The sequence below is a fragment of the Priestia sp. FSL R5-0597 genome (assembly GCF_038006305.1).
GTDB lineage: Bacteria > Bacillota > Bacilli > Bacillales > Bacillaceae_H > Priestia > Priestia zanthoxyli.
On the sequence record NZ_JBBOUZ010000001.1, the window covers coordinates 1,716,761 to 1,743,544 of the forward strand.

At 35.2% G+C, this 26,784-nt stretch carries 30 protein-coding genes; 20 read left to right on the plus strand and 10 right to left on the minus strand.

Going from position 1 to position 26,784, the window contains the following annotated elements; all coding sequences use genetic code 11:
- Window positions 1-95 precede the first annotated feature (95 nt).
- A complete protein-coding gene (locus MKX72_RS08705) occupies window positions 96-1,691 on the plus strand; it encodes an acetolactate synthase large subunit (protein ID WP_033578614.1) in 1,596 nt (531 codons plus the stop codon).
- Window positions 1,692-2,315: 624 nt separating this feature from the next.
- Window positions 2,316-2,477, plus strand: coding sequence for a hypothetical protein (locus MKX72_RS08710; RefSeq protein WP_165635770.1), 162 nt, complete (start codon window positions 2,316-2,318; stop codon window positions 2,475-2,477).
- A gap of 334 nt (window positions 2,478-2,811) precedes the next feature.
- Here MKX72_RS08710 and MKX72_RS08715 read toward each other — a convergent pair whose 3' ends face one another.
- Window positions 2,812-3,216, minus strand: a complete 405-nt coding sequence (locus MKX72_RS08715; RefSeq protein ID WP_155008677.1) for a hypothetical protein — start codon at window positions 3,214-3,216, stop codon at window positions 2,812-2,814.
- Between the two features lie 240 nt (window positions 3,217-3,456).
- On the opposite strand from MKX72_RS08715, the gene MKX72_RS08720 reads away from it, so the two are divergent.
- From MKX72_RS08720 to MKX72_RS08750, 7 genes are all read left to right on the plus strand, one after another.
- Window positions 3,457-3,774 carry a DUF3243 domain-containing protein gene (locus tag MKX72_RS08720; RefSeq protein WP_014460657.1) on the plus strand — a complete coding sequence of 106 codons (318 nt, stop codon included), beginning with the start codon at window positions 3,457-3,459 and terminating at the stop codon, window positions 3,772-3,774.
- Between the two features lie 444 nt (window positions 3,775-4,218).
- Window positions 4,219-4,914: a Na-translocating system protein MpsC family protein gene (locus MKX72_RS08725; RefSeq protein ID WP_014460656.1), complete on the plus strand. Its 696-nt coding sequence runs from the start codon at window positions 4,219-4,221 to the stop codon at window positions 4,912-4,914.
- 177 nt (window positions 4,915-5,091) lie between these two features.
- Entirely contained in the window at window positions 5,092-5,307 is a 216-nt protein-coding gene (locus MKX72_RS08730) for a hypothetical protein (RefSeq protein ID WP_033578616.1), read from the plus strand.
- A 139-nt stretch (window positions 5,308-5,446) separates the two neighbouring features.
- Entirely contained in the window at window positions 5,447-6,136 is a 690-nt protein-coding gene (locus tag MKX72_RS08735) for a Na-translocating system protein MpsC family protein (protein WP_033578617.1), read from the plus strand.
- Window positions 6,137-6,253: 117 nt separating this feature from the next.
- A complete protein-coding gene (locus tag MKX72_RS08740; RefSeq protein WP_033578618.1) occupies window positions 6,254-6,685 on the plus strand; it encodes an ATP-binding protein in 432 nt (143 codons plus the stop codon).
- A 592-nt stretch (window positions 6,686-7,277) separates the two neighbouring features.
- A complete protein-coding gene (locus MKX72_RS08745) occupies window positions 7,278-8,540 on the plus strand; it encodes a glycoside hydrolase family 18 protein (protein ID WP_033578619.1) in 1,263 nt (420 codons plus the stop codon).
- Between the two features lie 74 nt (window positions 8,541-8,614).
- Entirely contained in the window at window positions 8,615-8,950 is a 336-nt protein-coding gene (locus tag MKX72_RS08750) for a L,D-transpeptidase (protein ID WP_033578620.1), read from the plus strand.
- A gap of 145 nt (window positions 8,951-9,095) precedes the next feature.
- Here the strand turns inward: MKX72_RS08750 and MKX72_RS08755 are convergent, their stop codons facing one another.
- The 3 genes from MKX72_RS08755 to lgt all read right to left on the minus strand — a co-directional run bounded on the left by MKX72_RS08755 (window position 9,096) and on the right by lgt (window position 12,633).
- On the minus strand, window positions 9,096-10,055 hold the full coding sequence (locus MKX72_RS08755; protein WP_034264917.1) for an aldolase catalytic domain-containing protein: 960 nt from the start codon (window positions 10,053-10,055) through the stop codon (window positions 9,096-9,098).
- Between the two features lie 470 nt (window positions 10,056-10,525).
- Window positions 10,526-11,572 (minus strand): YeiH family protein, encoded by a 1,047-nt coding sequence (locus tag MKX72_RS08760; RefSeq protein WP_033578622.1) that lies wholly within the window; start codon window positions 11,570-11,572, stop codon window positions 10,526-10,528.
- A 245-nt stretch (window positions 11,573-11,817) separates the two neighbouring features.
- A complete protein-coding gene (gene lgt / locus MKX72_RS08765; protein WP_098627278.1) occupies window positions 11,818-12,633 on the minus strand; it encodes a prolipoprotein diacylglyceryl transferase in 816 nt (271 codons plus the stop codon).
- Between the two features lie 243 nt (window positions 12,634-12,876).
- Between lgt and MKX72_RS08770 the strand changes: the two genes are divergently transcribed.
- The 5 genes from MKX72_RS08770 (at window position 12,877) to MKX72_RS08795 (ending at window position 17,296) form a co-directional block, all read left to right on the plus strand.
- Window positions 12,877-13,446, plus strand: a complete 570-nt coding sequence (locus tag MKX72_RS08770) for a MarR family winged helix-turn-helix transcriptional regulator (RefSeq protein WP_033578624.1) — start codon at window positions 12,877-12,879, stop codon at window positions 13,444-13,446.
- An 86-nt stretch (window positions 13,447-13,532) separates the two neighbouring features.
- Window positions 13,533-14,561, plus strand: a complete 1,029-nt coding sequence (locus MKX72_RS08775; protein ID WP_098627276.1) for a serine hydrolase domain-containing protein — start codon at window positions 13,533-13,535, stop codon at window positions 14,559-14,561.
- A 167-nt stretch (window positions 14,562-14,728) separates the two neighbouring features.
- Entirely contained in the window at window positions 14,729-15,556 is an 828-nt protein-coding gene (locus tag MKX72_RS08780) for a mechanosensitive ion channel family protein (RefSeq protein WP_223546501.1), read from the plus strand.
- A gap of 227 nt (window positions 15,557-15,783) precedes the next feature.
- Window positions 15,784-16,545 (plus strand): class I SAM-dependent methyltransferase, encoded by a 762-nt coding sequence (locus MKX72_RS08785; RefSeq protein WP_155008676.1) that lies wholly within the window; start codon window positions 15,784-15,786, stop codon window positions 16,543-16,545.
- A gap of 277 nt (window positions 16,546-16,822) precedes the next feature.
- The gene (locus MKX72_RS08795) at window positions 16,823-17,296 is read left to right on the plus strand and encodes a hypothetical protein (RefSeq protein WP_063247007.1); all 474 of its coding nucleotides are present in this window, start codon (window positions 16,823-16,825) and stop codon (window positions 17,294-17,296) included.
- Between the two features lie 260 nt (window positions 17,297-17,556).
- Here MKX72_RS08795 and speG read toward each other — a convergent pair whose 3' ends face one another.
- A complete protein-coding gene (gene speG / locus MKX72_RS08800; protein WP_028413819.1) occupies window positions 17,557-18,081 on the minus strand; it encodes a spermidine N1-acetyltransferase in 525 nt (174 codons plus the stop codon).
- A 175-nt stretch (window positions 18,082-18,256) separates the two neighbouring features.
- On the opposite strand from speG, the gene MKX72_RS08805 reads away from it, so the two are divergent.
- On the plus strand, window positions 18,257-18,643 hold the full coding sequence (locus tag MKX72_RS08805) for a DUF1565 domain-containing protein (protein ID WP_235918788.1): 387 nt from the start codon (window positions 18,257-18,259) through the stop codon (window positions 18,641-18,643).
- Here the strand turns inward: MKX72_RS08805 and arsC are convergent.
- The 3 genes from arsC to MKX72_RS08820 are packed head-to-tail and all read right to left on the minus strand — an operon-like array spanning window position 18,616 to window position 20,727.
- Window positions 18,616-19,038 carry an arsenate reductase (thioredoxin) gene (gene arsC, locus MKX72_RS08810; protein WP_049163975.1) on the minus strand — a complete coding sequence of 141 codons (423 nt, stop codon included), beginning with the start codon at window positions 19,036-19,038 and terminating at the stop codon, window positions 18,616-18,618. The genes MKX72_RS08805 and arsC overlap by 28 nt on opposite strands.
- A 24-nt stretch (window positions 19,039-19,062) precedes the next feature.
- The gene (locus tag MKX72_RS08815; protein ID WP_034264885.1) at window positions 19,063-20,361 is read right to left on the minus strand and encodes an arsenical efflux pump membrane protein ArsB; all 1,299 of its coding nucleotides are present in this window, start codon (window positions 20,359-20,361) and stop codon (window positions 19,063-19,065) included.
- An 18-nt stretch (window positions 20,362-20,379) separates the two neighbouring features.
- Window positions 20,380-20,727: an ArsR/SmtB family transcription factor gene (locus MKX72_RS08820; protein ID WP_014460639.1), complete on the minus strand. Its 348-nt coding sequence runs from the start codon at window positions 20,725-20,727 to the stop codon at window positions 20,380-20,382.
- 404 nt (window positions 20,728-21,131) lie between these two features.
- Here MKX72_RS08820 and MKX72_RS08825 point away from each other — a divergent pair, with 404 nt between their 5' ends.
- A complete protein-coding gene (locus MKX72_RS08825) occupies window positions 21,132-21,461 on the plus strand; it encodes an ArsR/SmtB family transcription factor (protein WP_033578631.1) in 330 nt (109 codons plus the stop codon).
- 50 nt (window positions 21,462-21,511) lie between these two features.
- Window positions 21,512-21,946 (plus strand): ArsI/CadI family heavy metal resistance metalloenzyme, encoded by a 435-nt coding sequence (locus tag MKX72_RS08830; protein WP_033578632.1) that lies wholly within the window; start codon window positions 21,512-21,514, stop codon window positions 21,944-21,946.
- Between the two features lie 252 nt (window positions 21,947-22,198).
- Here MKX72_RS08830 and MKX72_RS08835 read toward each other — a convergent pair whose 3' ends face one another.
- Window positions 22,199-22,576 (minus strand): winged helix-turn-helix transcriptional regulator, encoded by a 378-nt coding sequence (locus MKX72_RS08835; RefSeq protein ID WP_047751227.1) that lies wholly within the window; start codon window positions 22,574-22,576, stop codon window positions 22,199-22,201.
- A 102-nt stretch (window positions 22,577-22,678) separates the two neighbouring features.
- Here MKX72_RS08835 and MKX72_RS08840 point away from each other — a divergent pair, with 102 nt between their 5' ends.
- Both MKX72_RS08840 and MKX72_RS08845 read left to right on the plus strand, forming a co-directional pair.
- Window positions 22,679-23,338 carry an MBL fold metallo-hydrolase gene (locus MKX72_RS08840; RefSeq protein WP_098627275.1) on the plus strand — a complete coding sequence of 220 codons (660 nt, stop codon included), beginning with the start codon at window positions 22,679-22,681 and terminating at the stop codon, window positions 23,336-23,338.
- Window positions 23,339-23,349: 11 nt separating this feature from the next.
- Entirely contained in the window at window positions 23,350-24,156 is an 807-nt protein-coding gene (locus MKX72_RS08845) for a carbon-nitrogen family hydrolase (protein ID WP_155008675.1), read from the plus strand.
- A 138-nt stretch (window positions 24,157-24,294) separates the two neighbouring features.
- Here the strand turns inward: MKX72_RS08845 and MKX72_RS08850 are convergent, their stop codons facing one another.
- Entirely contained in the window at window positions 24,295-25,338 is a 1,044-nt protein-coding gene (locus MKX72_RS08850; protein ID WP_098627273.1) for a PocR ligand-binding domain-containing protein, read from the minus strand.
- Window positions 25,339-25,649: 311 nt separating this feature from the next.
- Here MKX72_RS08850 and MKX72_RS08855 point away from each other — a divergent pair, with 311 nt between their 5' ends.
- Window positions 25,650-26,783 carry a glycerol dehydrogenase gene (locus MKX72_RS08855; protein ID WP_340759186.1) on the plus strand — a complete coding sequence of 378 codons (1,134 nt, stop codon included), beginning with the start codon at window positions 25,650-25,652 and terminating at the stop codon, window positions 26,781-26,783.
- Window position 26,784 lies beyond the last annotated feature (1 nt).

Consider the following 26,784-nt stretch of genomic DNA (forward strand, 5'->3'; position numbering starts at 1 on the left):
CGGTTAGTAAAACTAGAAAAAACGAGATAAGAATTGATGAGCTATTTCTTTCACATAAGCTTGTCAGAATACTATCTAAAGAGAGGTCGAACAATATGAAAGTGACGGATACACTTGTTCAATGTTTAGAAAATGAGGGAGTTGAATATATTTTCGGAATACCTGGTAAAGAGACGTTGGATTTTATTGATTCTTTATCCAACTCTAAACAGATTCAATTCGTGAATGTGCGGCATGAACAAGGAGCTGCTTTCATGGCAGATGTATACGGAAGGTTAACAAACAAAGTAGGGGTATGTTTATCAACATTAGGACCAGGAGCTACTAATTTATTGACAGGTATATCTAGTGCAAAGCTAGACCACTCTCCTGTTGTAGCATTAACGGGACAGGCTGTTTTGGGGAGACAACATAAAGAGTCACATCAATATATGGACATTATTAAAATGGTAGAACCAGCAACGAAGTGGCGTGTTCAGATAAAAGATGCACAAACGCTTCCTGAGATTATTCGAAAAGCATTTAAAATTGCACAAATGGAAAAGCCAGGACCCATAGTAGTAGAATTGCCAGAAGACTTAGCAACTCAAATCGTTCCCATCAAACCTATTTCACCTACATCTATACCCGTAAGTATACCTATCATGGAGTCAATTCAGGCTGCCAATACTCTTATTAGGCAGTATGAGAGACCTTTTGTTATTATCGGTAACGGCGTTGTTAGACAGGAAGCCGTGGATGAGCTTCAACTATTTATTGAACGTCTTCAATCACCGGTTACCCATAGTTATATGGCTAAAGGTGTGTTATCAAAAGATCATCCACAAAATTTCTTTACGTTTGGATTTAATGAGAAAGATGAAGTGCTCGCAGGCTTAAAGGAAGCTGATCTGCTTATTGTAATTGGGTTTGATTTTGTCGAAAAGTTACCCAAAGAATGGAACACGGAAAAAATACCAATTTTACATATAGATACCTTACCAGCAGAAATAGATGAATATTATCCTGTAGAAGCTGAATTGGTTGGAGATATAAAGCAGACTTTACGGGTATTCAATCAGCTGGATATTCCTTCTAAACCGTGGATTCCTTCTGGTAATCTCCAGAAACAAATTAAGCAATCCTATCATATTGAAGAGAAAAAGATAGACAGCAATTTACTTCATTTGACAATCGAGAATATCTTGCATAGTATCGACAAGCTCTCTTCAGAGGAAACAATTGTGATTTCAGATGTGGGAGCTCATAAAGTATCTATAGCTCGAACTTATCAACCCAAAAACGCTAACAAGTTCATTATATCAAATGGTCTAGCTTCCATGGGTATTGCTTTACCAGGCTCAATTGGAGCTAAACTAGCCTGCCCTAATGATTCAGTTATTTGTATTACTGGAGATGGAGGAGCTTTAATGAATTTTGCAGAAATAGAGACGGCAAAGCGCTTAGGGCTTTCATTCATTATTATTGTCTTAAACGACTCTACATTAAAAATAGAGCAGGAAATGATGAACAAAAAGTTTGGTAAGAGCTATGGAGTAACTTTTACAAACCCAAATTTTGTCCAATTGGCAACTAGCTTTGGAATTAAAGGAGAACGGGCAAATAGTTTAGTCGAATTTGAAAATATAATAAAAAGAGCCTTAAAAAATTCAGATGAGATTGTCCTAATTGACGTTCTTCTAAAAGGCTAATTGCGATTTCTCCATTATTTTAACGAGTTATCTCTGTTAAGAGATTAATCTGTAGATTCACTAGGAAATAAATGTTTTTAATTTTTTAAAATAAGCTAGGCTCATTTCAACCCAAATCCAACTATAAAGAAAAGTAAATACAAAAATTAAACCAGTAGTAGAAAGAGAAAAATTATTGGGAATCGCAGGACCTAGTACTGGGAATTTGAAACCGTACAATAAGGTAATAATCCCAACAGTTAATAGAGTGGCGCCACTTATAACAATGTACAATCTCTTGTTAAAAATGTAAAAAGCGGCGCCTATGCCCATTCCCAATATTCCGGTTGTAAAAGGAAAAATAATAAGTTCACTTGGCTGGATAATCAGAAGAAGCAGATTTGTTAGTGTATAGGTAAGAAACCCTAGAGGAAGCGAAAGTATAAAACAAAAAAGAATGGGTGCGGTAGATAATGGACTAATGAAAATTCCTATAAAAAGTAATAAATATTAATTTGAAATATATACTAAATGAAGAAAAGGCACAGGAAAGTATAGAATAAAAACAGCATGTATATCCACATTATGAAAAAACGTATCCTTAATGCGCGATGAACATTGTTTAATTAAAAGGAGGAGTTTTATATGAGTGATAATCAATCAAATGATTTAGAACAGGTATCAGAGGAATTAGCTGATCTTGAGAAAGAGTTTGCAACAAAGCCTTCTGATCCTTATCCCCATAAGTATTATACTGGAGACACTTCTATAGTTTCTAATGCTGTGCCAGGAAACGATAAAGAATAAAAATTTCTCCTTATCTATTAATAGATAAGGAGAAATTTAGAGCATATAAGCTTAAGCACTGTATTTTTCCAGAACCAAAATACATCTCATAAAAAGACAGTTATATTTCATTTATTATTTTAAATTAAAAGTAATCGCTTTCATTTTTTGCTTTCCCGAAATCATTTGATAGATTATAATAAATATCTACAAAAATATTAAATGATATGTAAGTAACAAGCAATTACACCCTTAATATTTAACTAAACAGAAAAACTCCCTTAAGGTATTAGGGGAGTTTTTCTGTTTTTATGTACACTATATAAGGGTAATTTACCATAATAATAGGACGAACTCATTTTTCAATTCTAACTAATGTTTTTTCTGGCATATCAATATCGTCAATGTCAAAGTAATGGATGTTTAACGTTAATTTCCTCTCTAGTTCTTTAGCTTCTTCTCCTACCCAACAACTATACAATTCAAAAAAGTCTCCTGATTTAAGATAGCGGTCCATCAATTTGCATAGTGCAATTAGTTTCTCTTTTGATTCTTTGCGCCTGCTCTTATTCATATATTCCGTAATCTCAATTCCCCAGTCACTTGCAACTTCATAAACATAAAGGGTAGTAAATTGGTGTTTCTTTATGTTCAATCGATTTCTTTCATCTGAAAAGCAACTCCCAATAGTAACTAAATCATCTAATTTCTTATTAATAGGTAATTCTACGTTCGAACCTATATAAGTAGCTAAACTCATTTGTATTCACTCCGTTCCTCATCTAAATAACCCGTTAAGTTTTGTGGAACTAACCTAGGTTGTTAACATCCTGTTATCAAAAAGGTGTTTCACTAAACTTTATTACAAATACTCGAGTTTTATTCAAGGTTTACTATTATTCTACTTAACATATGAATAGGCTGCAAAATGTTTATATACCTGTAAATGGGGGATTTACCATATAAGAACATTGATACCTAATTGGAAGGAGAATGAAAAATGAACAATAATACTGAAACCGTTGAAAATAAAGTAGAGGATAAACTAAATGAAATGAGTCAAGAGAAGAAAGACAATATCCTTTCTAGTTTTAACGAATTTAAAAGTTACTTAGGAGATAAAGTCACAAAAGGTGAGAAACTAGGGTTAAATGATAATCAACTAGCTCTAGCAGCTAAAAAAATAGCTGACTATCTCGCAACCCATGAGGAGCCACAAAATGAAGAGCAATACTTGTTACATGAGTTATGGAAAGTTGGAAACGAGGAAGAACAACATCATCTTGCTCATATGCTTGTTAAATTAGTCAAAGAATAATCTAAATCGATTATAGATTGCGTTTTGCCATTATTTATTAGAGGTTCAAGTGAATTCAATCAACATAGCAAAGAGCCACTTGCGTAAAATAAGTGGCTCCTTTTTCTCTTTCATGCTGCACCTCTTTTTATTTTTTAGTATGTCCCTGCGATGCATCAATTAAAAGATAAAGCTATATTTCCCCAACAATAATTTGACTACATGCTATAACTCACTTCATTGAAAACATCAATACGAATCCAACGGATTCGTATTTTTCGGTGACATTCAAAATACGTCCCAAGCAATAGAAAGAAGAGGTTTTGAACGTTTATAATTCGGTTAAACATGAAGTAACAAATTATTTTTATTTATTCTGTATATTTAAATTATTCGTTCGTAATGGTACAATAAAATGATGGAAAGAGGATATGATGCTTCTTTCTTAATAGAGGATGAAGAAATATGGATATTAAGGCTCAGCAAACAAAATTGGCGAATAACTTGGGCAAATTGTTACGAGATAACTTTGGAAAAGGTCCCGAGGCTGTTCATGTTACGATTTATGAACCTTATGTTGTTATTTATGTTAGTGGCTTTGTATCACCGATGGAACAAGTACTGTTAAACCAGAATGAAGAACTTCAGGTTATGACTACAAGAGAGCTTTTGGTAAAGACTCTTGAACCTCAAATCACTGGTCAAATTAAAGGGATTACAGACCTTGACATCCAGCACTTATATTATGATTGGAATTTAGATCATCACTCCGGAATTTTTGTGGGAGTTTGTCTGGACGATTTGAAAGCCGATTTGACTGAGGGTGACCCTTACCCAGGAAAACAAGCAATTCATGATCGGATTATAAAGATGAGTGAAATTGCACAAAAAGGGCCTGAGAAAATCTCTTCGTATAAATTAAGTGATCGTACATTGGTCATCGTAAGAGAAGGAATACTGGTGGCTATTGAAAAGCAGCTAATTTCGTTGGGTTTTGATGACACCTTACGCATCTCTAAACGCCCTTTGGAAAAAGGAATCTTACGACAAAACGATGACTATGATGAGATATTAAATGCAGACATTCTTGATATTTTTGTGGATTGGGATTTTGAAAAGGACAATAGCATTATTACGCTTATCTTAAAACCAAAAAATTAATGAGGCAGTAATGAATTGGACACATTGTGCCAAACATAAGCCGAGGAAGAAAAGCTCATACCTTTTCTTTTTCGGCTTATTTTTGTTGTTTCAAAAGAGTAAGTCCTTTTGTAACGGAATAATCCCCTAAAATAGCATCTGAAAATAGGATGTGCCAACAGAAAGGATTTGGTCGGTATGGCTGATAATCATGAGATTGTATTGTTTATAAAAGAGCTTCGTCGATTGTTGCAGGATTACCAAAAGTATGACAATGAATTTTACAAAGAAGAAATTAGCAAGGATATAATACTTTTAAGTACCATTATCTACGGAAGTAAAATTGGAATTTCAAATAAAAGAAGAATCTTTAAACATAGAAAATACAAAGGTAAACAGAAACCAATCTATTAAAAATGTACTAGTATGACTAGTTTACATTTTATAGAAAGTGAATTCTTATTACCTAAAATGATCTTATGATGAAGAAGGAGTTTTCATAAAACATCACGAATAGTATACCTTATGAAACTAGAAACTAGGTGCACCATCTATGGATAAAACGAAACTGGAAAAAGAATTAAGTAGTTATATGGGAAGGTTACTTCGTGAAAACTTTGGAAGAGGTCCTGGAGGTGTATTCACCGTCATTTCTCCTCCTTTTATAACCGTTTATTTTAAAGCCTTTTTATTACCTTTAGAAAAGGCTTTGCTAGACAAGGGACAAGTTATCTATGTTCAAAAAACACGTGATTTGTTGATGGAGACTTTAATTGAAGAGATAAAAGGATATATCCAATTAAATATACATTTAGATATTGAAGAATTTTATTATGATTGGAATTTAGAGCTGCAGTCTGGCATGTTTATCATGATCCATTCTGATAAAAATAACATAGTCAACCATTCCTATAAAAATCAGAAATTGCTGCATAAAGAAGTTGAGGAAGTGACTCAAAAAGCAGAAAAACTTCCTCAAGATGTTTCTTCTTATTTATTAGATCAGAGAACACTCCTTATAATCAGGGAAGGTATTATGGTAAATGTAGAGAAAGAATTAGTTCAATTAGGGTTTGAAGAAAACCTTACATTGGCTAAAAGAAATCTCGAAAAAAGGCTACTTCATGAGCATAGCCAATCATTAGAAGTAATTTTAGATTCAAAGGTAACAGATATACTAGTCGCATGGGATTTTCATAAAGATAAAAGTACAATTCTTCTGATTTTAAACCCAACTTCATAACGGCACTGATAAGCTAGGCACTGAACTAGATGTAGGCCAAAAAGAAAGGTTAGATAACCTTTCTTTTTGGCCTATTGTTTTTCCCCTCCTATTAAAATAAAGAAAGTGGTGATAATGATGCTATTTCAATCGGATGAAGGAAAGGAACCTTTAACTGTTGAGATACACACTGAAGTGGATATAGTAGAAGCGCGTCAGAAAGGGCGGATGTTCTCTAACTGCTTAGGCTTCAGCACACTTGATCAGGCCCGAATTATTACGACTATTTCAGAATTGTCCAGAAATATATATAAATATGCCACTACGGGAAAAATTATAATGGAAATAATAGAGAATCAACTTGAAATAGGACTCAAAATAATAGCTATAGATAAAGGACCAGGCATTAAAAATATTCAACAAGCGCTAGAAAGTGGCTATACAACGTCAGGGGGACTAGGCGTTGGTTTATCAGGGGTAAAAAAATTAATGGACGAATTCACCATATCATCTCAAGAAGATCATGGCGTTAACATCGAGGTTATAAAATGGAAAAAAAGAAATAAATAAAAGGAACACAAGTTAAAAGGTTAAGAAAGAACTGACTTCCTCTTTACAAAAGACTCCTTTATTGAATAGGAGATAGCTTCTAAAAATATCATCCCCTGATGATCCTGCTCTAGGATACGGTTAAGATATTTCACATGCTTGAGTTGGTGCCTTCAGCATGTGCTTCTCCTCTATTAACTCTTAGCCGTAGGACAAAAATTTTTCTCCGCAGTAATCACAAGAGGCTTAGAAACATGAGAAAAAGGTGTGGAAAATTATGAGCAATTCCATTTAATCGTTAAATGGAAGGAGCAAGCTCTTATGATAGAGAGCTTGCTCTTTTTATTTCTTAATATAATCCTATCTGACAAAAAAACAACCTGTTTCAAGTACACCAAAAACATACATTTATGATACATAAATTTTGAGATAATCTCTGGAACATTTCTACCCGTATTAGGGGCGCAATAGAGGGGGAGTGTGTAAAGAGATTCCCCCTTACTTAACTCAGTTATATAAACAAACAATACTCATATACATTTATTGAATAGCTTTTTTAAACTTGTTGCGGAATAAAACGTAAATAGATAAAGAGTACATAGGAGGAGAAAACATGTTTGTTCATATAGTTCAGCCTGGTGATACGTTATCTTCAATAAGCAGGAGATATGGTTATTCCGTTGCACAGCTCAGGAGCGTGAATGGGTTAGAAGAAGCAAATATTGTTCCCGGTCAAGCCTTGCTCATAGCCCTATATGTATACACAGTTCAACCTGGTGATACGATGAAAGGTATTGCTAAAAAAGCGTACGTGTCCTTGGAGCAATTGAAAAGGGCTAATCCTTCAGTCTCGTATAACTACTTGCAAGTCGGAATGAAAATAAACATTCCTAACATATCAGACTATATTGCAGGGACACTAGAATACTATGCCGTTCGAAATCCAGAAGCAGATCGCGAGTTAATCAGTGATTTTGCAACGTATTCCTCTTCCATTTCTATCTTTGAATATCATTTTGGCAGCAATGGAGATATTATAAATAATTTAAACGATTTAGTAGCGATTGAAACGACTTGGAAAAATCGCGTTACACCGCTAGTTACGATTACTAATCTAACTTCTGAAGGGTTTAGTTCTGATCTTGCCCATCAAGTTTTAAATAATCCTCCGGCACGAAAAAATCTTGTCGATAATATCTTTGATTTAGTATCTAGAAAAGGATACGGAGGGGTAAATATTGATTTTGAACGTGTGAAGACCGAAGACAGAGACCTTTTTACCGGATTTTTACGTCAACTGAGTGAACGTTTAAAACCTGCAGACTATGTGCTGACAATAGCGGTTCCAGCCAAGACAAGCGAAGATATCCCTTGGTTAAAAGGATATGATTACGGAGGAATAGGTGCGGTTGTTAACTTTATGTTCATAATGGCATATGACTGGCACCATGCAGGCAGCGACCCTGGTCCTGTTGCACCTATTACTGAAGTAAAGAGAACAGTAGAATTTGCGATAAAAAGTGTTCCGCGAAGAAAACTCATCATTGGCGTTCCTTTGTATGGATACAATTGGTCAATTCCTTACAAGCCCGGCACGGTAGCACCCGCTATATCCAATCAAAATGCGATCAAAACAGCGATGAGATATCAGTCTCCCATTCAATATTCAAAGGAGTACAAATCTCCATTTTTTCGGTATAAAGATCAAGCGGGGCAGATGCATGAAGTATGGTTTGAAGATGTAAGAAGCATGAGTGAAAAAATGGTGTTAGTTCGTCAATTCGGCTTGCAAGCAATAGGTGCTTGGCAATTAACGCTTGGGTTTACGCCAGGACCTTGGCTTTTAAAGAAATTCTTTACTATTAGAACAGTATAAATAGCAGCAGCCATTATGGATTAATCTAGAAAATTTTATGTATAGTAAATTATAAGAGGGTGGGGGGTTCTTCTATGGCAAAAAGGATAGATGTCTCAATAAAGCAGCATCAATTAAAACTATATGATGGAGCTAAATTAGTAAAGACATATCCTATTGCTGTAGGGAAAATGATCACTCCAACTCCAATTGGGAAATTTAAAATCATTAATAAAGATACGACCCCTCCAGCTGTATTTGGCCCCTTATGGATGGGACTATCAAAGCCTACATATGGAATACACGGGACTAATGATCCAGCCTCTATTGGCAGAGATATGTCACATGGATGTGTCCGAATGGATAATGAAGATATTCTAGAACTTTCCTCTGCAGTTCCCATTGGAACGCCAGTTTATATACATAAATAATAGTTTAAGAAGAGCACAACTGTTTACATTTAGTTAATTATCGAGATCGAGGGTATCAAAGTTTAAGGATATGCTATACAATCATGGGTTTTTATGTAATACAAAAAAGCACCCCGGTTAACAGAGGTACTTTTAGTATTTTAACTTATTTTGATGCTGGAGACGTAGTAACTTCTGGAGACGTTACTTTGTCATAAAAATCTACGAATTTGTCACGATCCTCGCTATCACGGTAAGCCATAGCTACACGTGGATGTTCATTCAGCACACCAGAAATCATGTAAGGGATGATATAGCCCCATTCCCACTTTTGACGCATTTCAAGCATATGCTTTTCAATTACGCCAAGAATCGGCTTCATCTCATAGCTTGGTTTTGGTATGTAGCTAACAAGCAGCTCTGTGTTACAGTTACCAGCTGCACGGCCCATACCATAAACAGATGAATCAAGGAATGTAACGCCATTACGCATCGCAGTTAATGTATTAGCAAAAGCTAGTTGCATGTTGTTATGGGTATGGATCCCAAGCTGTTTGCTAGGAATCATGGCTTGGAACTTTTTCACTTGATGCTCAATATCGGCAGGGTCTAGGCTTCCAAAGGAGTCAACAATATATACAACATCTACTGGGCTTTTCTTTACCATTTCAAATGCTTCAATAAGCTGATTTTCCGGTACGCTAGATAGTGCCATAATGTTAAGTGAAGTCTCATAGCCTAAATCGTGGAACATTTTTATAAGCTCTAAGCCTTTATCTACTTCGCGAATATAGCATGCCACTCGAATCATATCTAACATACTTTGCTCACGCGGCAGGATGTCATTCGGATCTACACGCCCGATATCTACTAAGGCAGATAGCTTCGTGAACTTTTTCTCAGGGATAATTTCTTTGAGAAAGTTATCGTCAAGAAATCTCCATGGGTTGGGCTCAGTTGCTTGAAGAAGCTTAGGTGAATTTTTATAACCGATCTCCATATATTCAACGCCGGCTGCGCTTAGGCCGTTATATAAGTCTTGCACAAATTCAACGCTAAAATCCCAATTATTAATTAAACCTCCGTCACGAATGGTACAGTCTATAATTTTGCTATTATGTTCCATGATATTTATTTCCTCCTATGTCGTCTATTTATGTATTTTTTAAACTTTATCGCTTTTATGCTTTTAAGCACTAAACTCTCCTATTGTGTTTATACCATGACTGATTCAAAGGCGTCAATGTATTTTCTAAATGTGTCTATGCTTTACTGTATTCCATGGGTAGAAGATGCTTTGTCTTTTCATCCGCTTGATGCTCTTAAAACAACACCAAGTTCAGCACTACAACCCCTAGTATATACAAACACACCCTTTATTACATCACTACTTACTGCAATAAAGGGTGTTTTTTAATTGAAACCGTTTATTAAGGAGAGGAACTGCCATTAGTATCTAGTATAGGTTTAGATTTCTCTATAATTAATCCATAAATTTGGAAAGATATTTAAAACCTGAGAAATAAAAGATTTTTTCACATTAACAGTTGTATACGAAGTATTAGCTGTTACTTAATCATTTTAATTTACTGGTCTTTACATTGTCCAAAATGTAAGAAATGATAAGAGTATAGAAGTAATAAACATCGCAATCAACGGCTTTAATGCTTTTGTTCGAAGAGCCTTCATACTTACATTTAACCCTAAGCTGACCATAGCCATTGTTAAAAGAAACGTGGTTAGAGTTGAAATATCATTCATGATCGTTTTAGGTATGATAAGGTGCTTGCCTACGACATAACTTCCAAAAATACTCATGATGATAAAACCTATTAAAAACCAAGGAAATTCAATCTTCGTATCCTTTTCCATTTTTCCTGTCCGCTTCATCCAGTACATTAAGATAAAGCTTAATGGCACAAGTAAAAGCACTCTGCCTAACTTAGCCAACAGGCCAATAGCTAGGGCGTCGCGTCCAGCTGGTGCTGCAGCTAGAGCTACATGGGCAATTTCATGGAGGCCAACGCCTGACCAAATTCCATATTGGATATTCGTTAAATGTATATAGGGTCTTAAAATGGTATATCCAATGGCAAATAGAGTTCCCACTAAAGCGATAACACCAGCTCCGATAGCTGTATCTTCTTCTTTTGCTTTTACAATCGGAGAAACAGCTGCAATAGCTGCCGCACCGCATATTCCTGTTCCTATTCCTAAAAGAAGAGATAAACCACGATCAGCCTTCATCCATTTGCCTAGAAGAATTGTTAAAACAATCGCAAATACAGCCGTTCCCACATCGCGAAGTAGCAGTCCTAGCCCTTGATGAATAACAACATCAATATTAAGCTTTAGTCCATATAAAACAATCGCATAACGTAACAGCTTTTTAGAAGAAAATTCAATTCCAGATCTTATTTTTTCAGGGTATCCCCAAATTTGACGATAAATGACTGCCATTATAATTGAACAGGCTAGTGGACCGATATGATTAAATCCCGGGACTTTTGCTAATCCATAAGCAAGTAAAGCAAAAAGAAAAGTAAAAGCAATTCCTCCAGCCCATAAAGAAATATTAAATGACGTCCGGGTATTTGTTCGTAAGAATACAGTCCGCTTTTGGGCTTTATTTATATTTATCATACATTTCATCTCCAATATGAATTCTTATCAAGCGCGGCTTCACACAAGAAGTGTATGATTTAACTATAAAAGACACTTTATTATTAGTAAAATACAGATAAATCATGATTAAGATTAAAAATATTAATAAGTGAAACGAAAAAAGAGCAAGTTGATCTTCAGAGTTACTGAAAATCAATTTGCTCCTTTTGTATGTTTTTATCGTTTAATTCTTTAAAAAATCATTCATACAAAAACATATGTGCTTATGAGAGAGATACAGTCTTACTAGTTGCTAAGCCTTTTTTACGTCTATACCATAGCAGGATCAAACTGCCTAGCACGCAAAGGAAAGAAACGAGCTGAGCTATTCTGATATGAGAAGTTAGCATTAAGCTATCTGTACGCAATCCCTCTATAAAAAATCGTCCTATCGAATACCATAGTAAGTAAGTAAGAAAGACTTCGCCTCTTTTTAACAAAGATTTTCTTAGTACGATCAAGACAAGAACACCTATTATGTTCCAAAGGGATTCATAAAGGAATGTAGGATGATAATAAGTTCCATTGATATACATTTGATTAATAATAAAATCAGGTAAATGTAAAGTTTCTAAAAACTGACGTGTAACAGGTCCGCCATGTGCTTCTTGATTCATAAAGTTTCCCCACCGGCCAATAGCTTGGCCTAATAATAAGCTAGGAGCTAAAACATCAGCCATTTTCCAAAAAGAAAGATTCTTTTTTCTGCAAAACCATATAGCTGTTAATACAGATCCAATAATTCCACCGTGAATAGCTATGCCTCCATGCCAAATTGCTATAATTTCGCCTGGGTGGTCTTTATAGTAACTCCATTCAAAAAGTACGTAGTAAATTCGAGCAGTAACGATAGCAATGGGTAGTGCTAGCAGAAGTAAATCAGAGATGGTTTCTGAAGAGATACCTCGTTTCTTTCCTTCTTTCGAGGCTAACAAAAAGCCTAAAAAAGCTCCTATCCCTATAATAATTCCATACCAATGGACCTCAAGTGGACCAAGGTGGAAGGCGATAGGGTTTAAAGGTTGTGTGTGTTGGTTCATGTTTTTTCTCCTTTACTTCATATCGGTTTTCTTACATTTTTTTAGAGTGATATTAAATTAGAGTGCCTTTTTAGTATATCTAATTAGATATAGAAAGGACAACTTTTGCTTACGAAAGGCCACTATTTCTTTGCCTGCTTTAGTGTAACAGAATAGTCAAAATTAAAATAAACAGTACATTGACTTAATTAACAAAATATACTATTATTTTAGACAATATATTGTCTAAAATGGAGGGTTAATATGGATATTTATAAAGATCTTTTTTTAATGCAGCAAACTTACGCTACCTTATTTTCTCTGGCAAATAAAGTCCAGGTGAAAGGAGATCAGTCTCTTGAGCTCTTAACATCAAGACAGCATATGGCGATGGTGGCAATTGCTCATTTACCTGAAGATGAAACAACGTTAAATAATATTGCTAGAAAATTAGGAACCACAAAACAAAGCGTCAAGCAGTTAATTACCATTATGGAAAAAAAGGGGTATGTTGACGTGGTTCCTAGCAGTAAAGATAAACGTGCAGTTAACGTAAAAATCACCAAAGAGGGAAAAGAAGCGCTGCTTGTTGTTTCAGAAAAAGGAATTTTCTTTTTGGAAGGCCTTTTTAAAAAGTTTTCAACCGAAGAGTTGGAAATAATGTGGAAGCTTTTAAAGAAACTTTATAGCTTTGACGGGGAAGAACATGATGGATTTGAAGAAGAAGGCAACATCAAAATGGATGAAGATCACAATGAATTACAGTTGAGAGTGATAAGGGAGCTTGAAAGTCGAAGAGTTCAAGCAATTGATAATATAAAAAAGAACTTATAAAAATAAATTTGATAGGCTACTTTACTTTGAAGCATATCGATCCTTTTAATGATTTTCGAAATAAAGGATAAGGGAGAGCACTCATTATGTTTGAAATCAGTGATGAAACAGTACGATTAATTAACAAGACCTGTAGAGGAAAAAAGAATTTGAAATTAACCGTTGGCTATTTAACGGACAACCAATATGTTATCAAAATTTATAATGAAAGCGGTGAAATTGACTCATCCAAAAAATATCATTATGAAATTGGTTCTATTACTAAGACTTTTACTATATCGCTGCTATCAAAATACATATCTGAAAACAAGTTGACACTAAACGATTCTATACGAAAGTACATAAAAGAACTTAAGGAAGATACGTATTATCCTACATTGCTCCGCCTCGCTACTCACTCTTCTGGATATTCAGGAAGCTTACCTTTAAATAAACGGGAATATTTTAAAATAATTTTTAATTTGATTTTTGGCGGAAGTGATTTGAATAAAAATAATCCGTTACATATGGATTTTAACAAAATGAAGATGCTGATCGAAAAAAGTAAATTAAAAGAAGTAGATTATTCATGGAAGTATTCCAATTTCGGTATATCCCTTATTGGATACGTGTTGGGAATGATATCGGGGAAGGGGTATTGGGATACTATGAATGACTTTCTTCTTAATGAGCTTGGACTAAAGGATACTTGTTTAGGCGCTTCAAACAATAATCTACATGGCTATGACCGCAAAAATAATGATTGTGGCAACTGGCAGTGGGACAAGGGGAATTTTATATCACCTGCGGGCGCAGTATCCTCAACCGCTGATGATTTACTTAAATACGCAAAAATAAATATGGATGAAGATAAACCATATCTGTCTTTTTGTCATAAAAAATACGCCAATGGAACAAAGAAGTTTGATATGGGTCTTGGATGGTTGCTTTTAAAGAAAAACAATAATGTGATATTGCACGGCGGTGGAACAGGATGCTTCAGCTCATTTTTAGGGATTGATAAAGAAAAGAAAGTTGCTTCCGTCGTTTTAACTAATTATAGACTAAGTAGAAATAAGGATGAACATATAGGAATGTCTTTATTAGAAAGCCTCCAAAATTCAAAAGATATATAAAGATGGAAGACAATTTGAAAGACTGTCGCCGAATATGACCGACCTTCAAGAAGCATAGAATATGCTTCTTTTTTTGAGGAAACCGTGCTATTATCATTAAGGTTTGTAAGGAACAGAAGATTTTTGTCTTTCCGTACATTTTTTTGGTATAGTGTTAGAAATAAGGAGTGGGTAAGTTGGTTTTCACTGAATTTTTCCAGCAGTTTCCCGTAAAGGTTTTAACGGTAGGGCTGCTGATTGTACTTATCGTTTATTTTATTCGCAAATTCATTAAGCTTTTCTTTGATAAAACGAGCTTTTTAGATGAAAAACGAGAAGAGACGCTCATGCACTTTTCTAATCAGGTCACAAGAGTATTGGGGCTGGCTTTTTTCTTTATTTATGTGCTTAGCCATTTCTTTGACTTCGGAAAGATTCTCACTAGTTCGGTAGTGTTGGCCAGTGCCCTGGCAATAATCCTCCAGCATATCATCCGTGATTATATAATGGGACTGACTTACTTGTTTGAACGCCAGATCCACCACGGAGATTATGTTATTCTCAACGGAAACCGTCAAGGGAAAATAGAAGAAATTACGATGCGCTACTTAAAGATTCGTCAATATGACGGCTACCTCTATACCGTCTCATATAGCAACATTACGGAACTTCAGAACGGAACCCGAGGAAGACGCCGGGTAAATGAAAGTCTTATTCTCAACTATAGGCAAAACCCGGACGATGCCTTCAAAGTAATGGAGCAGGTAGCACAAACATGTAACGAGAAATATGGTCAATATTTGTTAAAAGATGTGAATGGAGTTCCTATAGAGAGCTTTCAATTCAATCAAATTACTGAACTGAACGTAGGTTTTAAAGGTCACCAATATTCATTATCAGGACTTGTGAAGGAAGCTGATTTTGTAGAAGCGAGCCAAAAGGTACGATATGAACTCGCAATGGCCGCCTACAAAAATGACCTTATGATGGCTGAAAGCTTCGAGACAAGCCATTAAAAATAAAACTCGTACCTTGTTTATATACAAGCTTTTATATTTAAGATACAAACACCCTTTTGATTTTTCAAAAGGGTGTTTTTTATTTTTAAAAATATCTATTAAGTACTTCTCTAGTACAGATTAATTATCTGAAACAGAACAAATTAATTAGTACATCTAAATTATTCTTCTAGTGACATGGTAAAATTAAACAAAGTACGTAAAAAGGTGAAGGGGGATTAACTATGACGCAAAAATCTAATTATACAAAAATCAACTCCGAAATGTGGGATGAATGGGCTTCAGCTGGAGGAGAATGGTCATTAGCTATTAATCATCAAGATTTTGTAGATGCAACTCAAGGTAATTTTGATATCTACTTAACACCTTGTAAGCCTGTTCCGCATAACTGGTTTATTCCATTTAAAAAAGCAAAAATATTGGGACTTGCTAGCGGAGGAGGACAGCAGTGCCCAGTCTTTGCAGCCCAACATGCGGAAGTTACGGTTTTTGACTACTCTGATAAGCAATTAGAATTAGAAAAAATGGTGTCCACTAGAGAAGGCTATTCTATTGACTTAGTTAAAGGGGATATGAGTAAGACATTTCCATTTGAAGATGAGACGTTCGATATGATTTTTAACCCTGTATCAAACTGCTATGTTCAAGATGTTGAACACGTTTGGCAAGAATGTTTTAGAGTTCTAAAAAAAGGTGGCGTTCTGCTATCTGGCTTTGCAAATCCTGCTCTTTATTTATTTGGAGAAGATGAGGAAGCGTTACAAGTGGTTAATAAATTACCTTATGATGGAACGAAAAACACCGTAGAAAATGATGAAGAACTTATAAAAAATGGCGGTGTACAGTTTAGCCATTCATTAGAAACTCAAATTGGCGGACAGCTAAAAGCTGGATTCACCTTACAAGACCTTTATGAAGATCATCATCACAAGGGGAAAATCACTGAATATATGCCTTGTTATATTGCGACTAAATCTATTAAATAATAGTTAGTTATCATATTGAATGAGCTACCTCAACTTTTTCTAATACGGAGTCATAGTAGAATAATAGCTCAAAAATGAGATGCCATGTTCACCGAGAGAAATGGCAGAAAAAGTGGGCGAGCTTTTAGAAAAAAACTTATAAGCCTATGTTTGGTTAACAGATGCTTCAAAAAAATGAAATGGTCTACCTTTTATTTTTAATTACAGTATTTTTTGTTTTAACGTGGAAAAAAAGGGTAAATATTCTAAGAATCACCTAAAAATAGGAGGAGATCAAATGAGAAGAGCGAAACAAGCTGTTGTAGCTTCTGCCGTAGGTTTAGCTGTGTTAGCGACGCCATTAGCTCTACCGAATTTAGGAGGTTCTGCAGGCTCCGCAGAAGCTGCAGAAGTTGGAGGAGACGTAACAGTTGATCCCGTAGCCATAGGACAAGCGATTGCAGATGCGGCTAAAACGGCCGACAATCGAAGTGGGTTCGTCAAGGGAGCAATGGAAAAAGCGTTTTTTGAATCAGGTCAACAATATAATGTAATGGTTATGAATTTGAGTCAAAGTTATAATTCAGATCAATTACAAGGTGTTCAGTATTTTGATACCGTGGATTATGATGGTATTACGTATGGAGTCTGGATATTTGAAGAAGGAACATTTATTAATGAAGGTGATGGAGGTTATGATAACTGGGCCTTCAGAGGCTGGTTTGAACGCACAGGAGATGACGAGAAAACAGTCAATTTTCATAGACCTTAACTAAAGATAACATAAGACTCCCATCAGGGAAGAGCATATGAAGAGCCTTTACCGCCATGGTAAAGGCTCTTCTCAATATTTGAAAGCCTGAGACCGGATGTTTATAAGCATGCAGAATAGAAATTTGTATATCATCTACAGCTTAAAAAGAGAAAAACTCCTGTTGCGTCTGAACAGGAGTTTTTCTCTTTGCATTAACAGAAGCCCGATCTCATTCTTTTTTCTCTTTTAGTGAGCAGGAAACTTATACTAATTCAACCTTAGTTTTTACTTTTGGTTTGTAAATATTCTTTTTGAAACATACACATTCTTATAGCGTTATGATAGCTTCCATCGACAAAAAATTCATCTTTTAACTCACCTTCGATAGAAAAACCGACCTTCTTATAGATATGAATTGCTTTTTCGTTTTCCTTGTCTACAATTAAGTAAAGTTTATGCATATTCAATACCGAAAAGGCATAATTCATTGCTAGATTTGTGGCAACCATGGCGTAACCATGACCTTGATATGTAGGGTCAATAATAATTTGAAACTCTGCTCTACGATGAATATAATCAATTTCGACCAATTCCACTAATCCAAGCATATCCCCGTCCTTTTCTAGTATGAACCGACGCTCACCTTGATCGTGAATATGTTTATCATATAAGTCCTGTAGCTCTACAAAAGCTTCATAAGGCTCTTCAAACCAATAAGACATAATATTTGCATCATTATTGAGTTCATGGACAAATTTTAAATCTTCTCTTTCCAAAGGACGTAACTTAAGTTCCTTATTCATTTCTCAAACCTCCATATTCTAGCATTACTTTAGCACTTTCCGTTTTAAATGTAAAAGTTGCTGTAGTTTTAAAAAATAACAAGACATAGTGCGATGTTTTACATATTTATTAAAAGAGCAATAGTATAATTTAAACATCTTGTAAGTGAAACTCATTAACTTTAAGGAGTATCTTATGAAAAAAGCAGTTGGTATTTTTCTTATTTTACTGTGTTGTATAAACCAAAGGGTTGAGGCAGCTAATCAGCCTTCAGTAGAACCTATACATCATGAGATCTACGTTTCTCCTACAGGGGACGACAAAAACTTAGGTACTAAAAGCAAACCTTTTAGAACATTAAGAAAGGCAAGTGAAGCAGCTCCACCCGGAACTACGGTTTACATCAGAGGTGGCATTTATTACGAACAATTAATTATTAGCCGTTCAGGTACTAAACAAGAGCCTATTATTTTCAGGAACTATAAAAGTGAAAAGCCCCTTATTAGTGGAGAAAAAATAAAGCAGTCTACACAAATAGACTGCTTCTTAATTAATTATTTACCTGTTTCGGCAAAACGCTGAATACGCTCACCAATTTCATCACGGACACGTTGAAAGAATGCCCATTTCTCTTCATCTGTTCCTTCTGCTTTTGCAGGATCATCAAATCCCCAGTGTTCACGCTTCACATGAGGAGGTGTTACGGGGCAATGATCAGCTGCATGGCCACATAATGTAACCACTAAATCTGCATTATTTAAAATTTCAGGATCAATAATATCAGATGTTTGGTTTGAAATATCAACACCAGCTTCTTTCATTGCTTTTACAGCGTTAGGATTTAATCCATGAGCTTCTAATCCTGCACTGCGTACATCCCATTCATTGTTATTTAGATATTTTTTTGCCCATCCTTCAGCCATTTGGCTACGGCAAGAGTTACCTGTACATAAGAAATAAAGTGTTTTTTTAGACATGTGTAAAATCTCCTTTATGATGTGTTAAGAAATAATTGATAACCAAATATATAAACCAACAAGTGTAATAAACAATGTTGGGATGGTTAAGATAATACCTGTTTTAAAATAAGTTCCCCAAGAAATCTTAACTCCTTTTGTCGAGAGAACATGAAGCCATAAGAGCGTCGCTAGAGAGCCAATAGGTGTAATCTTTGGTCCTAGATCCGAACCAATGACATTTGCATAAATCAGAGCTTCTTTAATCGTACCTGTTGCAGAAGTTGCATCAATGGCCAAAGCATCAATCATCACGGTTGGCATGTTGTTCATAATCGATGAGAGAATGGCTGCAATAAATCCCATACCAATGGTTGCTGCAAATAATCCTTGATCAGCGGTTGTTTGAATAAGGCTTGCTAGTACTTCAGTTAGCCCCACATTGCGTAATCCATACACAACAACATACATACCAATCGAAAAGAAAACAATCGCCCACGGAGCTCCTGCTAACACTTTTCTCGTGTGAACAGCCGGGCTTTTTCTTGCTATTCCTAAGAATAAAATGGCAATAATACCTGCGATAATAGAAACTGGAACATTGAAGAACTCACCAATAAAATAACCAAGAACTAAAATAAATAAAACGATTCCTGATAAACGGAACATTTTCATGTCTTTAATGGCCTCAACAGGTTTCTGTAAATCATCTAGATTGTATTTCTTAGGGATGCTTTTACGAAAATACAAATACAAGACAGTAATACTTGCCAAAAGTGAAAATAAATCTGGCACAATCATGCGTGAGGCAAATTCAGAAAAACGAATACCAAAGAAATCAGCTGATACAATGTTGACCAAGTTACTTACTACAAGAGGTAACGATGTTGTATCCGCAATGAATCCACTGGCGATAATAAAAGGAAAGACCATTTTATCTTCAAATTTGAGTGCCCGCACCATAGCAAGTACGATAGGTGTTAGAATTAAGGCTGCCCCATCATTAGCGAATAATGCGGCTACTACAGCTCCTAGGAGGGATACATATACAAACATGCGAACGCCATTACCTCCTGCAGCTCGTGCCATATGTAACGCTGCCCACTCAAAAAATCCAATTTCATCTAAAATTAAAGAAATAATAATAACTGCAATAAACGTTAACGTTGCGTTCCATACAATTTGAGTTACATCCAGCACGTCATGGAAATCAACCACACCTGCTAAAAGAGCTAAAACTGCGCCTCCACACGCTGACCAACCAATAGACAAGTTCTTTGGCTGCCAAATGACAAAAATCAATGTCACTAAGAAGATGAGGGAGGCTACTATAACTGATACCACTTTACAAACCTCCTACTATTAGCAACAACTAATGCGTAATCCTTGCTTTTCTAGTTCTTTTAATCGTCCATCTTCGCTTGGTAAAGATTCAAGTATATTAAGGACAAACTGATAATAGCCGTTTTCTTTATTTAATGAATAGAAAATCCAATGTCCTTGTCGTCTTTCCTTTACAAGTTCGATATCTCTTAATTTACGCAAGTGTTGGCTAATAGCCGGTTGACTTGCTTTATAAATTTCAACTAGCTCACAAACACAGCACTCGTTATTTTGGAGCAGTTTCATCATAGATAATCTTGTCTTATCGCCAAGCAGCTTCAGTATCTGTGCTGCTTTCTCCATTTCTATTTGTACTTTTACATCCAATCCAACTCACCTCCTTACTTCCAAATATAATTATATAAGTATTTGATTATACATTCAACAAAAATATACACTACTATTAAACAAAAAAATTTGATTAATGTCTTGATTTATCTAAATTTTCCAGATATGATGAATACATCAAAAAAAATTGATTTATAAAAATGAGGGGAAAAGCAGTGAGAGTCAACAACTCTGGAAACTTATCCGTTACGTACTTTCGAGCCTATTTTCATTTAGTTATGAACACTCAAGGGATGAACTATAAGGAAGCACAAAGTCTAATCTTTCAGCGTTTTTTTCATCAAGATCCTACGTTAAGAGGGGAAACTACATACAGTAACTTTAAAAAAGCTGCCGAGAGCTTCGAACTTTAAATCAAAAAAAATTGATGAAGGAGAATGACAATGGAAACAGTCAAGGAAGGAAAGCACCCATTTAAACAGTACGAACAAAAATTTAAAGCTCTTGCTGATCAAAAGAGATTAGAAATTATGTATGAGCTCTGCCAGCGAGGACAGACATGCGTATGTGATCTAACTGAATTCTTTGGGATGTCTCAATCTAAACTTTCCTACCACTTAAAGATTTTATTAGAAGCAAACCTCATCACAAAAGAAACAAAAGGGACATGGAGTTATTATGATTTAAATGATAAAGAGGTGAACCACCTCTTATCAGAAGAACTATGCTGCTTGTTTAGAAAAGATACAAGTAAAAGCGGCCCATGCTCTTAATTTACTACATTCCAAATAATATTATTTAGCATGCGAAGGAGGAAGTGTAAATGAAATATGTTCATGTAGGAATTAATGTAACGAATCTAGAGGCATCCATTAAGTTTTATCAAAAGGTATTTGGCGTTCAACCTGTGAAAACGAAAATAGATTATGCTAAATTCTTGTTAGATGAACCCGGATTAAATTTCACCTTGAACGTACGTGACGATGTAAAAGGTAATCAAGTGAATCATTTCGGCTTCCAAGTAGAAACTCCTGAGGAGATTCATTCTCATAAATCACGACTAGAAAAAGAGGGGTTCTTTGCTCGCGAAGAAATAGATACGACCTGCTGCTATGCTGTGCAAGATAAGTTTTGGGTAACAGATCCTGACGGGAACGAGTGGGAGTTTTTTTATACGAAATCTGATAGTGAGGTTCATAAGACTGAGGATAGCGTTGGAGTGAATGAAAAGTCACCTGCAAGCAACTCATGTTGCTGATGCTTAAATGACAAAAAAGACAGGAAGAAGTAGACTCTTTCTGTCTTTTTTATTTAGCATAAAATCGATTATGTTTAGGGGAGTTTTCTTGTTAAGACAGCTAACTGTAAGCATATATATTTTCTTGCTTATAATTAGAACTCGTTCCTATGCCAAAACTTGATTAGAATAGATAGAAATGAATGCTTATATGAACAATAGGTTTGATTGTATGTTAAATGTTAAAGGAATAAAGTGAGGGATTACCCTTAATTATTGAGACTCTTTTATTCCTTCTTCCTGCTTGCTTATGTAAGCATTGCCCCATTTCTCTAAAGATTTAAGTATTGGGATAAAACTTTCTCCAAGCTCTGTTAAATAATATAAAACTCTTTTAGGGTTATCGTTTGTTTCTTCTCTTTCTATTAATCCGTCTTTTTCCATATCGCGAAGCTGGAGTGTAAGGATGCGCTGAGTAATACCCGGTATTTCACGGCGCATTGCATTATAATACATAGGTGACTTTGATAACAAAGACAAAATAATGCCTTTCCATTTACCGCCCATAATGTGCATCGCTAATTCAATTGGACAGGCTTGCTTTACAGTTAACGTACAAGGGCCGTATTGATCGCTTTTAAACTCTGACATTTCCTCACCTCAATGGGGAGTAACAAATTTGTGCCTTCTTGTTACTCCTATTTTTTCTGATTACACTTATGATATCAAATAAATCAGAAGAAGGTGTATGAATTGGAATTTGTTCAAATCTCTGAACATGTTTATAGACTCACTTATGAAACCGTCGTTGGTATCCGAGTTAAGATCAATACATGGTACATAGTGGATGGTGAGGATGTTTATCTCATCGATACCGGAATGGAAGACTATGCATATGCGCAGTTGAATGCAGCAAAATCTTTAGGTATTCCCAAGAGTATCTTGCTGACACATGGCCATTTGGATCACATTAATGGTGCCAAGTATTTAAAAGATCATTTAAATATTCCTATTTACGCACACGAAATTGAAACGCCTTTTATCAATGGCGAAAAACCGTATCCAAACAAGGCAGAAAAAGAAACAACAGGCGTAGAACATCAAGTTGAAGGTTTAAGTGACAATATCATTAAAACGTTACCCGTAGACGTATATCTAACACCCGGACATACCCCAGGACATGTCATATACCATCATAAAGAGGACAATGTGCTGCTAATTGGAGACTTATTCTTTTCTAATACCGAATCCTTACATCCACCGATTCGAAAGTTCACAGTTGATATGGATGAAAATATTAATAGAGGGCGAATTATAGATAAAATTAAACCCTCTATTATTTCTTCTTCACATGGCGAAGATGTCAAATACAGCAATGATTTATATTCTATTTATAAATTTATCTATGAATAAGAGGGAAAAACATGAAAATACAATTATTTCAAATGGAGATTATTGAAGGAGAAGTTAAGCAAAACGAAAACCGTATTGTATCCTTATTTGCAGAAAAGCTGGATATAGATACGGAAATTGTTGTAATACCTGAAATGTGGAATACGGGTTATGATTTAAAAAATGTAGCAGAAAAAGCAGACATTGATTTAAAGAGGGCTTTTCCATTTATCCAAAGTTTAGCAACTAAACATCGAGTGAATATCATTGCAGGTTCAGTTTCGAATAAAAGGAATGGAAATATTTATAATACAGCCTTTGCAGTATCAAAAACGGGCGAACTGCTCTACCAAAAAGATAAGATACATCTCGTGCCGATGTTAGATGAACATCATTATTTAACAGGTGGAGATGAAGTACCGGAAGTATTCAAAATTAACGGTATCAAAACTAGTCAAATTATATGTTACGATTTACGTTTTCCAGAAATCACACGCTTTCCGGCTTCTCAAGGTGCAAAAATTGTATTCTACGTTGCACAATGGACTACTAAAAATATAGACCATTGGAAAACACTATTGAAAGCACGAGCTATAGAAAATGGTGTATACGTCATTGCATGTAACAGCGTGGGGAATGTGAATCATAAAAATCATGTCGGCAACACATACGCTGGACATTCAATGGTCATCGATCCAAATGGAAACATTATAGAAGAGGGGAGAGACAAAGAAGAAATCATAACAGCAGAAATTCATATACAGAAAGTTACAGAACAACAAAAAAACATCCCAATATTTGAGGGCCTGAGACCCAATGTTTATAAGCATGCGGAATAGAGATTTATATATTATTTATAGCGTAAAGGCCAGCACATGACTGTGTCTCATTGCTTTTCCATACTGAAAAGCACCCTTTTTAGAATACTAGTATCAGTATGGAAAAGTTATATGTTTCTTACGTCAGGACTGAAAACTCTACATCTTTTCTTGATAATATTTCCGATAGACGTTAGGAGTTATATTTTCATATTTTTTAAATGTCTTGATGTAATATCCAGGATCATTAAAACCTAATTCATCGCTAATCTGTGCAATAGACAAATCCGTTTCTTCTAATAATTGCTTGGACCACTCTATTTTTTTGAGCGAAATAAAAACAGAAAAATTCATACCCGTTTCTTTGGTAAATATACGGCTGAAATAACCTGTGCTAATGTGACATAAATCAGCCATCTTTTGCTGAGATATTTTTTCTCTTTTATGTTTATAAATGTAGTCAAAGGCTGGCTGTAATACTTTGTTTTTACAAACTAAGTGATCGTTAATAGACGTTTTTACATAAGCATTAGTAACTGTGTTGGCTAATTCCTTTTTTATATTTTGAATATTATCTAGAGAATAACCGTAAGAAATATCTTCAGTAGAAACGTCTTCTTTTACTGGAGCCATCTTTTCATATACTTCTAAAATCAAATTTTTATTCATAGCTTCCTCTACAATGTAGTTACAAAGCCTATATAACATTTGAGCAGCTTCGTTAATTTCTGTATAGGATAGAGTAGGAATAGAATCATATAGACGCTGTATTTCCTCATTATTATTTAACTTCTGTTCAAATCCCTTTGATGGAACAGTAAGCATTTGTTCCAATTGAGGATGTTTGTCACCATCCTCAATTTTTACTTCTCCCGCCATGATAGCGCCTACATATTTATCATCAATTATAATGGGAATGGCAATATCGACAATATTCCAGTGGCATAAATAGATATAAGGAGCATTGGTTCTAACTGCCTCCAATCCTCCCCGCGCATCGCACTTTTCACAAAGTTTTGCCGTATCAGGATTTTTACGCATAGTCTCACAAAATGGACGTACACCACTGTGTTGAGAAATGGGCACTCCTTTATAGTTAACCGTAACAATCGCTAATTTTGTAACAAACGCAAGTGAATCTTGAAGATTTCGCCATTTCTTTAAATCTAGTATTTTATCTAAATTCATGTAAGTAGTTTTCAATGATGTTTTATCTCCCTTGCTTCTACTTCCCGTGTGGTAGTTTGTATTACCTACTTGAGAATACCTTTATTTTATTCCTGAGTTTGTAAAATAAAAGAGTGTTCAGCGATAAAGGTAACCTCTTTTCAACGTGAACTTAGTAGTATTTTCACCTGAAATAATGTCATAATAATACCATATTAAATGAAGAGAGCAAAAAAATACGATAAAAAGTTGTAAAAACTCGTCATTTAAGACTAATGTAATCTTACACAAAAGATAGTAAAATTTCGATTGTAAGGGATTACAAAGTTAATTAGGAGGTTTTATTTATGAGAAAAGCATTTATTAGTCCTTCAAAATACATTCAAGGTGAAGATGAAATTTTAAATTTAGGTTATTTTGTGAAAACATTTGGTACCTCTGCACTTTTAATAGCACATCCTGAAGATATTAAACGTGTACAAGGCAAATTAGATGCAACAGCAGAAAAATATGGTATTACATTTTTTGAAGGCGGATTCAATGGCGAGTGCTCCAGACCAGAAATTTCTAGATTGCAGGAAATAGCAAAAGAAAACAACTGTGATTGTACAATTGGTTTAGGTGGTGATAAGGCAATTGATACGGCAAAATGTGTAGCAGAGGGAGAAGGGTTAATTATCGTCCCAACAATTGCTGCTACGGATGCACCTACAAGTCATTCCGCAGTTATCTACACACCAGAGGGTGCTTTTGATGATTACGCATACTTTAAGCAAAGCCCAAGTGTTGTATTAATTGATACAACAGTCATTGCTAATGCACCTACTAGATTCTTAGTATCTGGTATGGGGGATGCGTTATCCACTTATTTCGAAGCAAGAGCAACAGCACGTTCTTTCTCTAATGTAAATGCTGGATTACCTTGTGGAGTGCGTGAGGACGTATGTGCACCAGCAAAAGGTACAAATGCAGCGTTAGTTTTAGCAGAACATTGCTACAACACTCTATTAGAGGACGGGGTTAAAGCAAAAGCAGCAAGCGATCATAATGTTGTTACTCCGGCCTTAGAAAACATTATTGAAGCTAATATTTTATTATCAGGGTTAGGATTCGAAAGTGGTGGATTAGCTGGAGCACATGCCATTCATGATGGGCTTACTCTTTTAGAAAGTGCGCATCACTACTTCCACGGTGAAAAAGTAGCTTTTGGTACATTAGCACAATTGGTATTGGAAAATGCGCCAACTGAGGAAATAGAAGAAGTGTTAGATTTCTGTTTAGCAGTAGGACTCCCAGTTTGTCTTGCTGATATTGGAGTAGAACAAATTACACAAGAAGAGTTAATGGAAGTAGCTAACAAAGCTTGTATTCCAGAGGAATCTATTTATTCTATGCCATTCCCTGTTACTCCAGAGTCAGTAGCTGCAGCTATTCTTGCAGCAGATCAAATTGGAAATGATTATAAGAAGAGGTTAATATAAG

Coding starts and splice junctions, on each gene's coding strand:
- MKX72_RS08705 (WP_033578614.1), top strand. CDS start 96: ATGAAAGTGACGGATACACTTGTTCAATGTTTAGAAAATGAGGGAGTT.
- MKX72_RS08710 (WP_165635770.1), top strand. CDS start 2,316: ATGAGTGATAATCAATCAAATGATTTAGAACAGGTATCAGAGGAATTA.
- MKX72_RS08715 (WP_155008677.1), bottom strand. CDS start 3,216: ATGAGTTTAGCTACTTATATAGGTTCGAACGTAGAATTACCTATTAAT.
- MKX72_RS08720 (WP_014460657.1), top strand. CDS start 3,457: ATGAACAATAATACTGAAACCGTTGAAAATAAAGTAGAGGATAAACTA.
- MKX72_RS08725 (WP_014460656.1), top strand. CDS start 4,219: ATGGATATTAAGGCTCAGCAAACAAAATTGGCGAATAACTTGGGCAAA.
- MKX72_RS08730 (WP_033578616.1), top strand. CDS start 5,092: ATGGCTGATAATCATGAGATTGTATTGTTTATAAAAGAGCTTCGTCGA.
- MKX72_RS08735 (WP_033578617.1), top strand. CDS start 5,447: ATGGATAAAACGAAACTGGAAAAAGAATTAAGTAGTTATATGGGAAGG.
- MKX72_RS08740 (WP_033578618.1), top strand. CDS start 6,254: ATGCTATTTCAATCGGATGAAGGAAAGGAACCTTTAACTGTTGAGATA.
- MKX72_RS08745 (WP_033578619.1), top strand. CDS start 7,278: ATGTTTGTTCATATAGTTCAGCCTGGTGATACGTTATCTTCAATAAGC.
- MKX72_RS08750 (WP_033578620.1), top strand. CDS start 8,615: ATGGCAAAAAGGATAGATGTCTCAATAAAGCAGCATCAATTAAAACTA.
- MKX72_RS08755 (WP_034264917.1), bottom strand. CDS start 10,055: ATGGAACATAATAGCAAAATTATAGACTGTACCATTCGTGACGGAGGT.
- MKX72_RS08760 (WP_033578622.1), bottom strand. CDS start 11,572: ATGATAAATATAAATAAAGCCCAAAAGCGGACTGTATTCTTACGAACA.
- lgt (WP_098627278.1), bottom strand. CDS start 12,633: ATGAACCAACACACACAACCTTTAAACCCTATCGCCTTCCACCTTGGT.
- MKX72_RS08770 (WP_033578624.1), top strand. CDS start 12,877: ATGGATATTTATAAAGATCTTTTTTTAATGCAGCAAACTTACGCTACC.
- MKX72_RS08775 (WP_098627276.1), top strand. CDS start 13,533: ATGTTTGAAATCAGTGATGAAACAGTACGATTAATTAACAAGACCTGT.
- MKX72_RS08785 (WP_155008676.1), top strand. CDS start 15,784: ATGACGCAAAAATCTAATTATACAAAAATCAACTCCGAAATGTGGGAT.
- MKX72_RS08795 (WP_063247007.1), top strand. CDS start 16,823: ATGAGAAGAGCGAAACAAGCTGTTGTAGCTTCTGCCGTAGGTTTAGCT.
- speG (WP_028413819.1), bottom strand. CDS start 18,081: ATGAATAAGGAACTTAAGTTACGTCCTTTGGAAAGAGAAGATTTAAAA.
- MKX72_RS08805 (WP_235918788.1), top strand. CDS start 18,257: ATGAAAAAAGCAGTTGGTATTTTTCTTATTTTACTGTGTTGTATAAAC.
- arsC (WP_049163975.1), bottom strand. CDS start 19,038: ATGTCTAAAAAAACACTTTATTTCTTATGTACAGGTAACTCTTGCCGT.
- MKX72_RS08825 (WP_033578631.1), top strand. CDS start 21,132: ATGGAAACAGTCAAGGAAGGAAAGCACCCATTTAAACAGTACGAACAA.
- MKX72_RS08830 (WP_033578632.1), top strand. CDS start 21,512: ATGAAATATGTTCATGTAGGAATTAATGTAACGAATCTAGAGGCATCC.
- MKX72_RS08835 (WP_047751227.1), bottom strand. CDS start 22,576: ATGTCAGAGTTTAAAAGCGATCAATACGGCCCTTGTACGTTAACTGTA.
- MKX72_RS08845 (WP_155008675.1), top strand. CDS start 23,350: ATGAAAATACAATTATTTCAAATGGAGATTATTGAAGGAGAAGTTAAG.
- MKX72_RS08855 (WP_340759186.1), top strand. CDS start 25,650: ATGAGAAAAGCATTTATTAGTCCTTCAAAATACATTCAAGGTGAAGAT.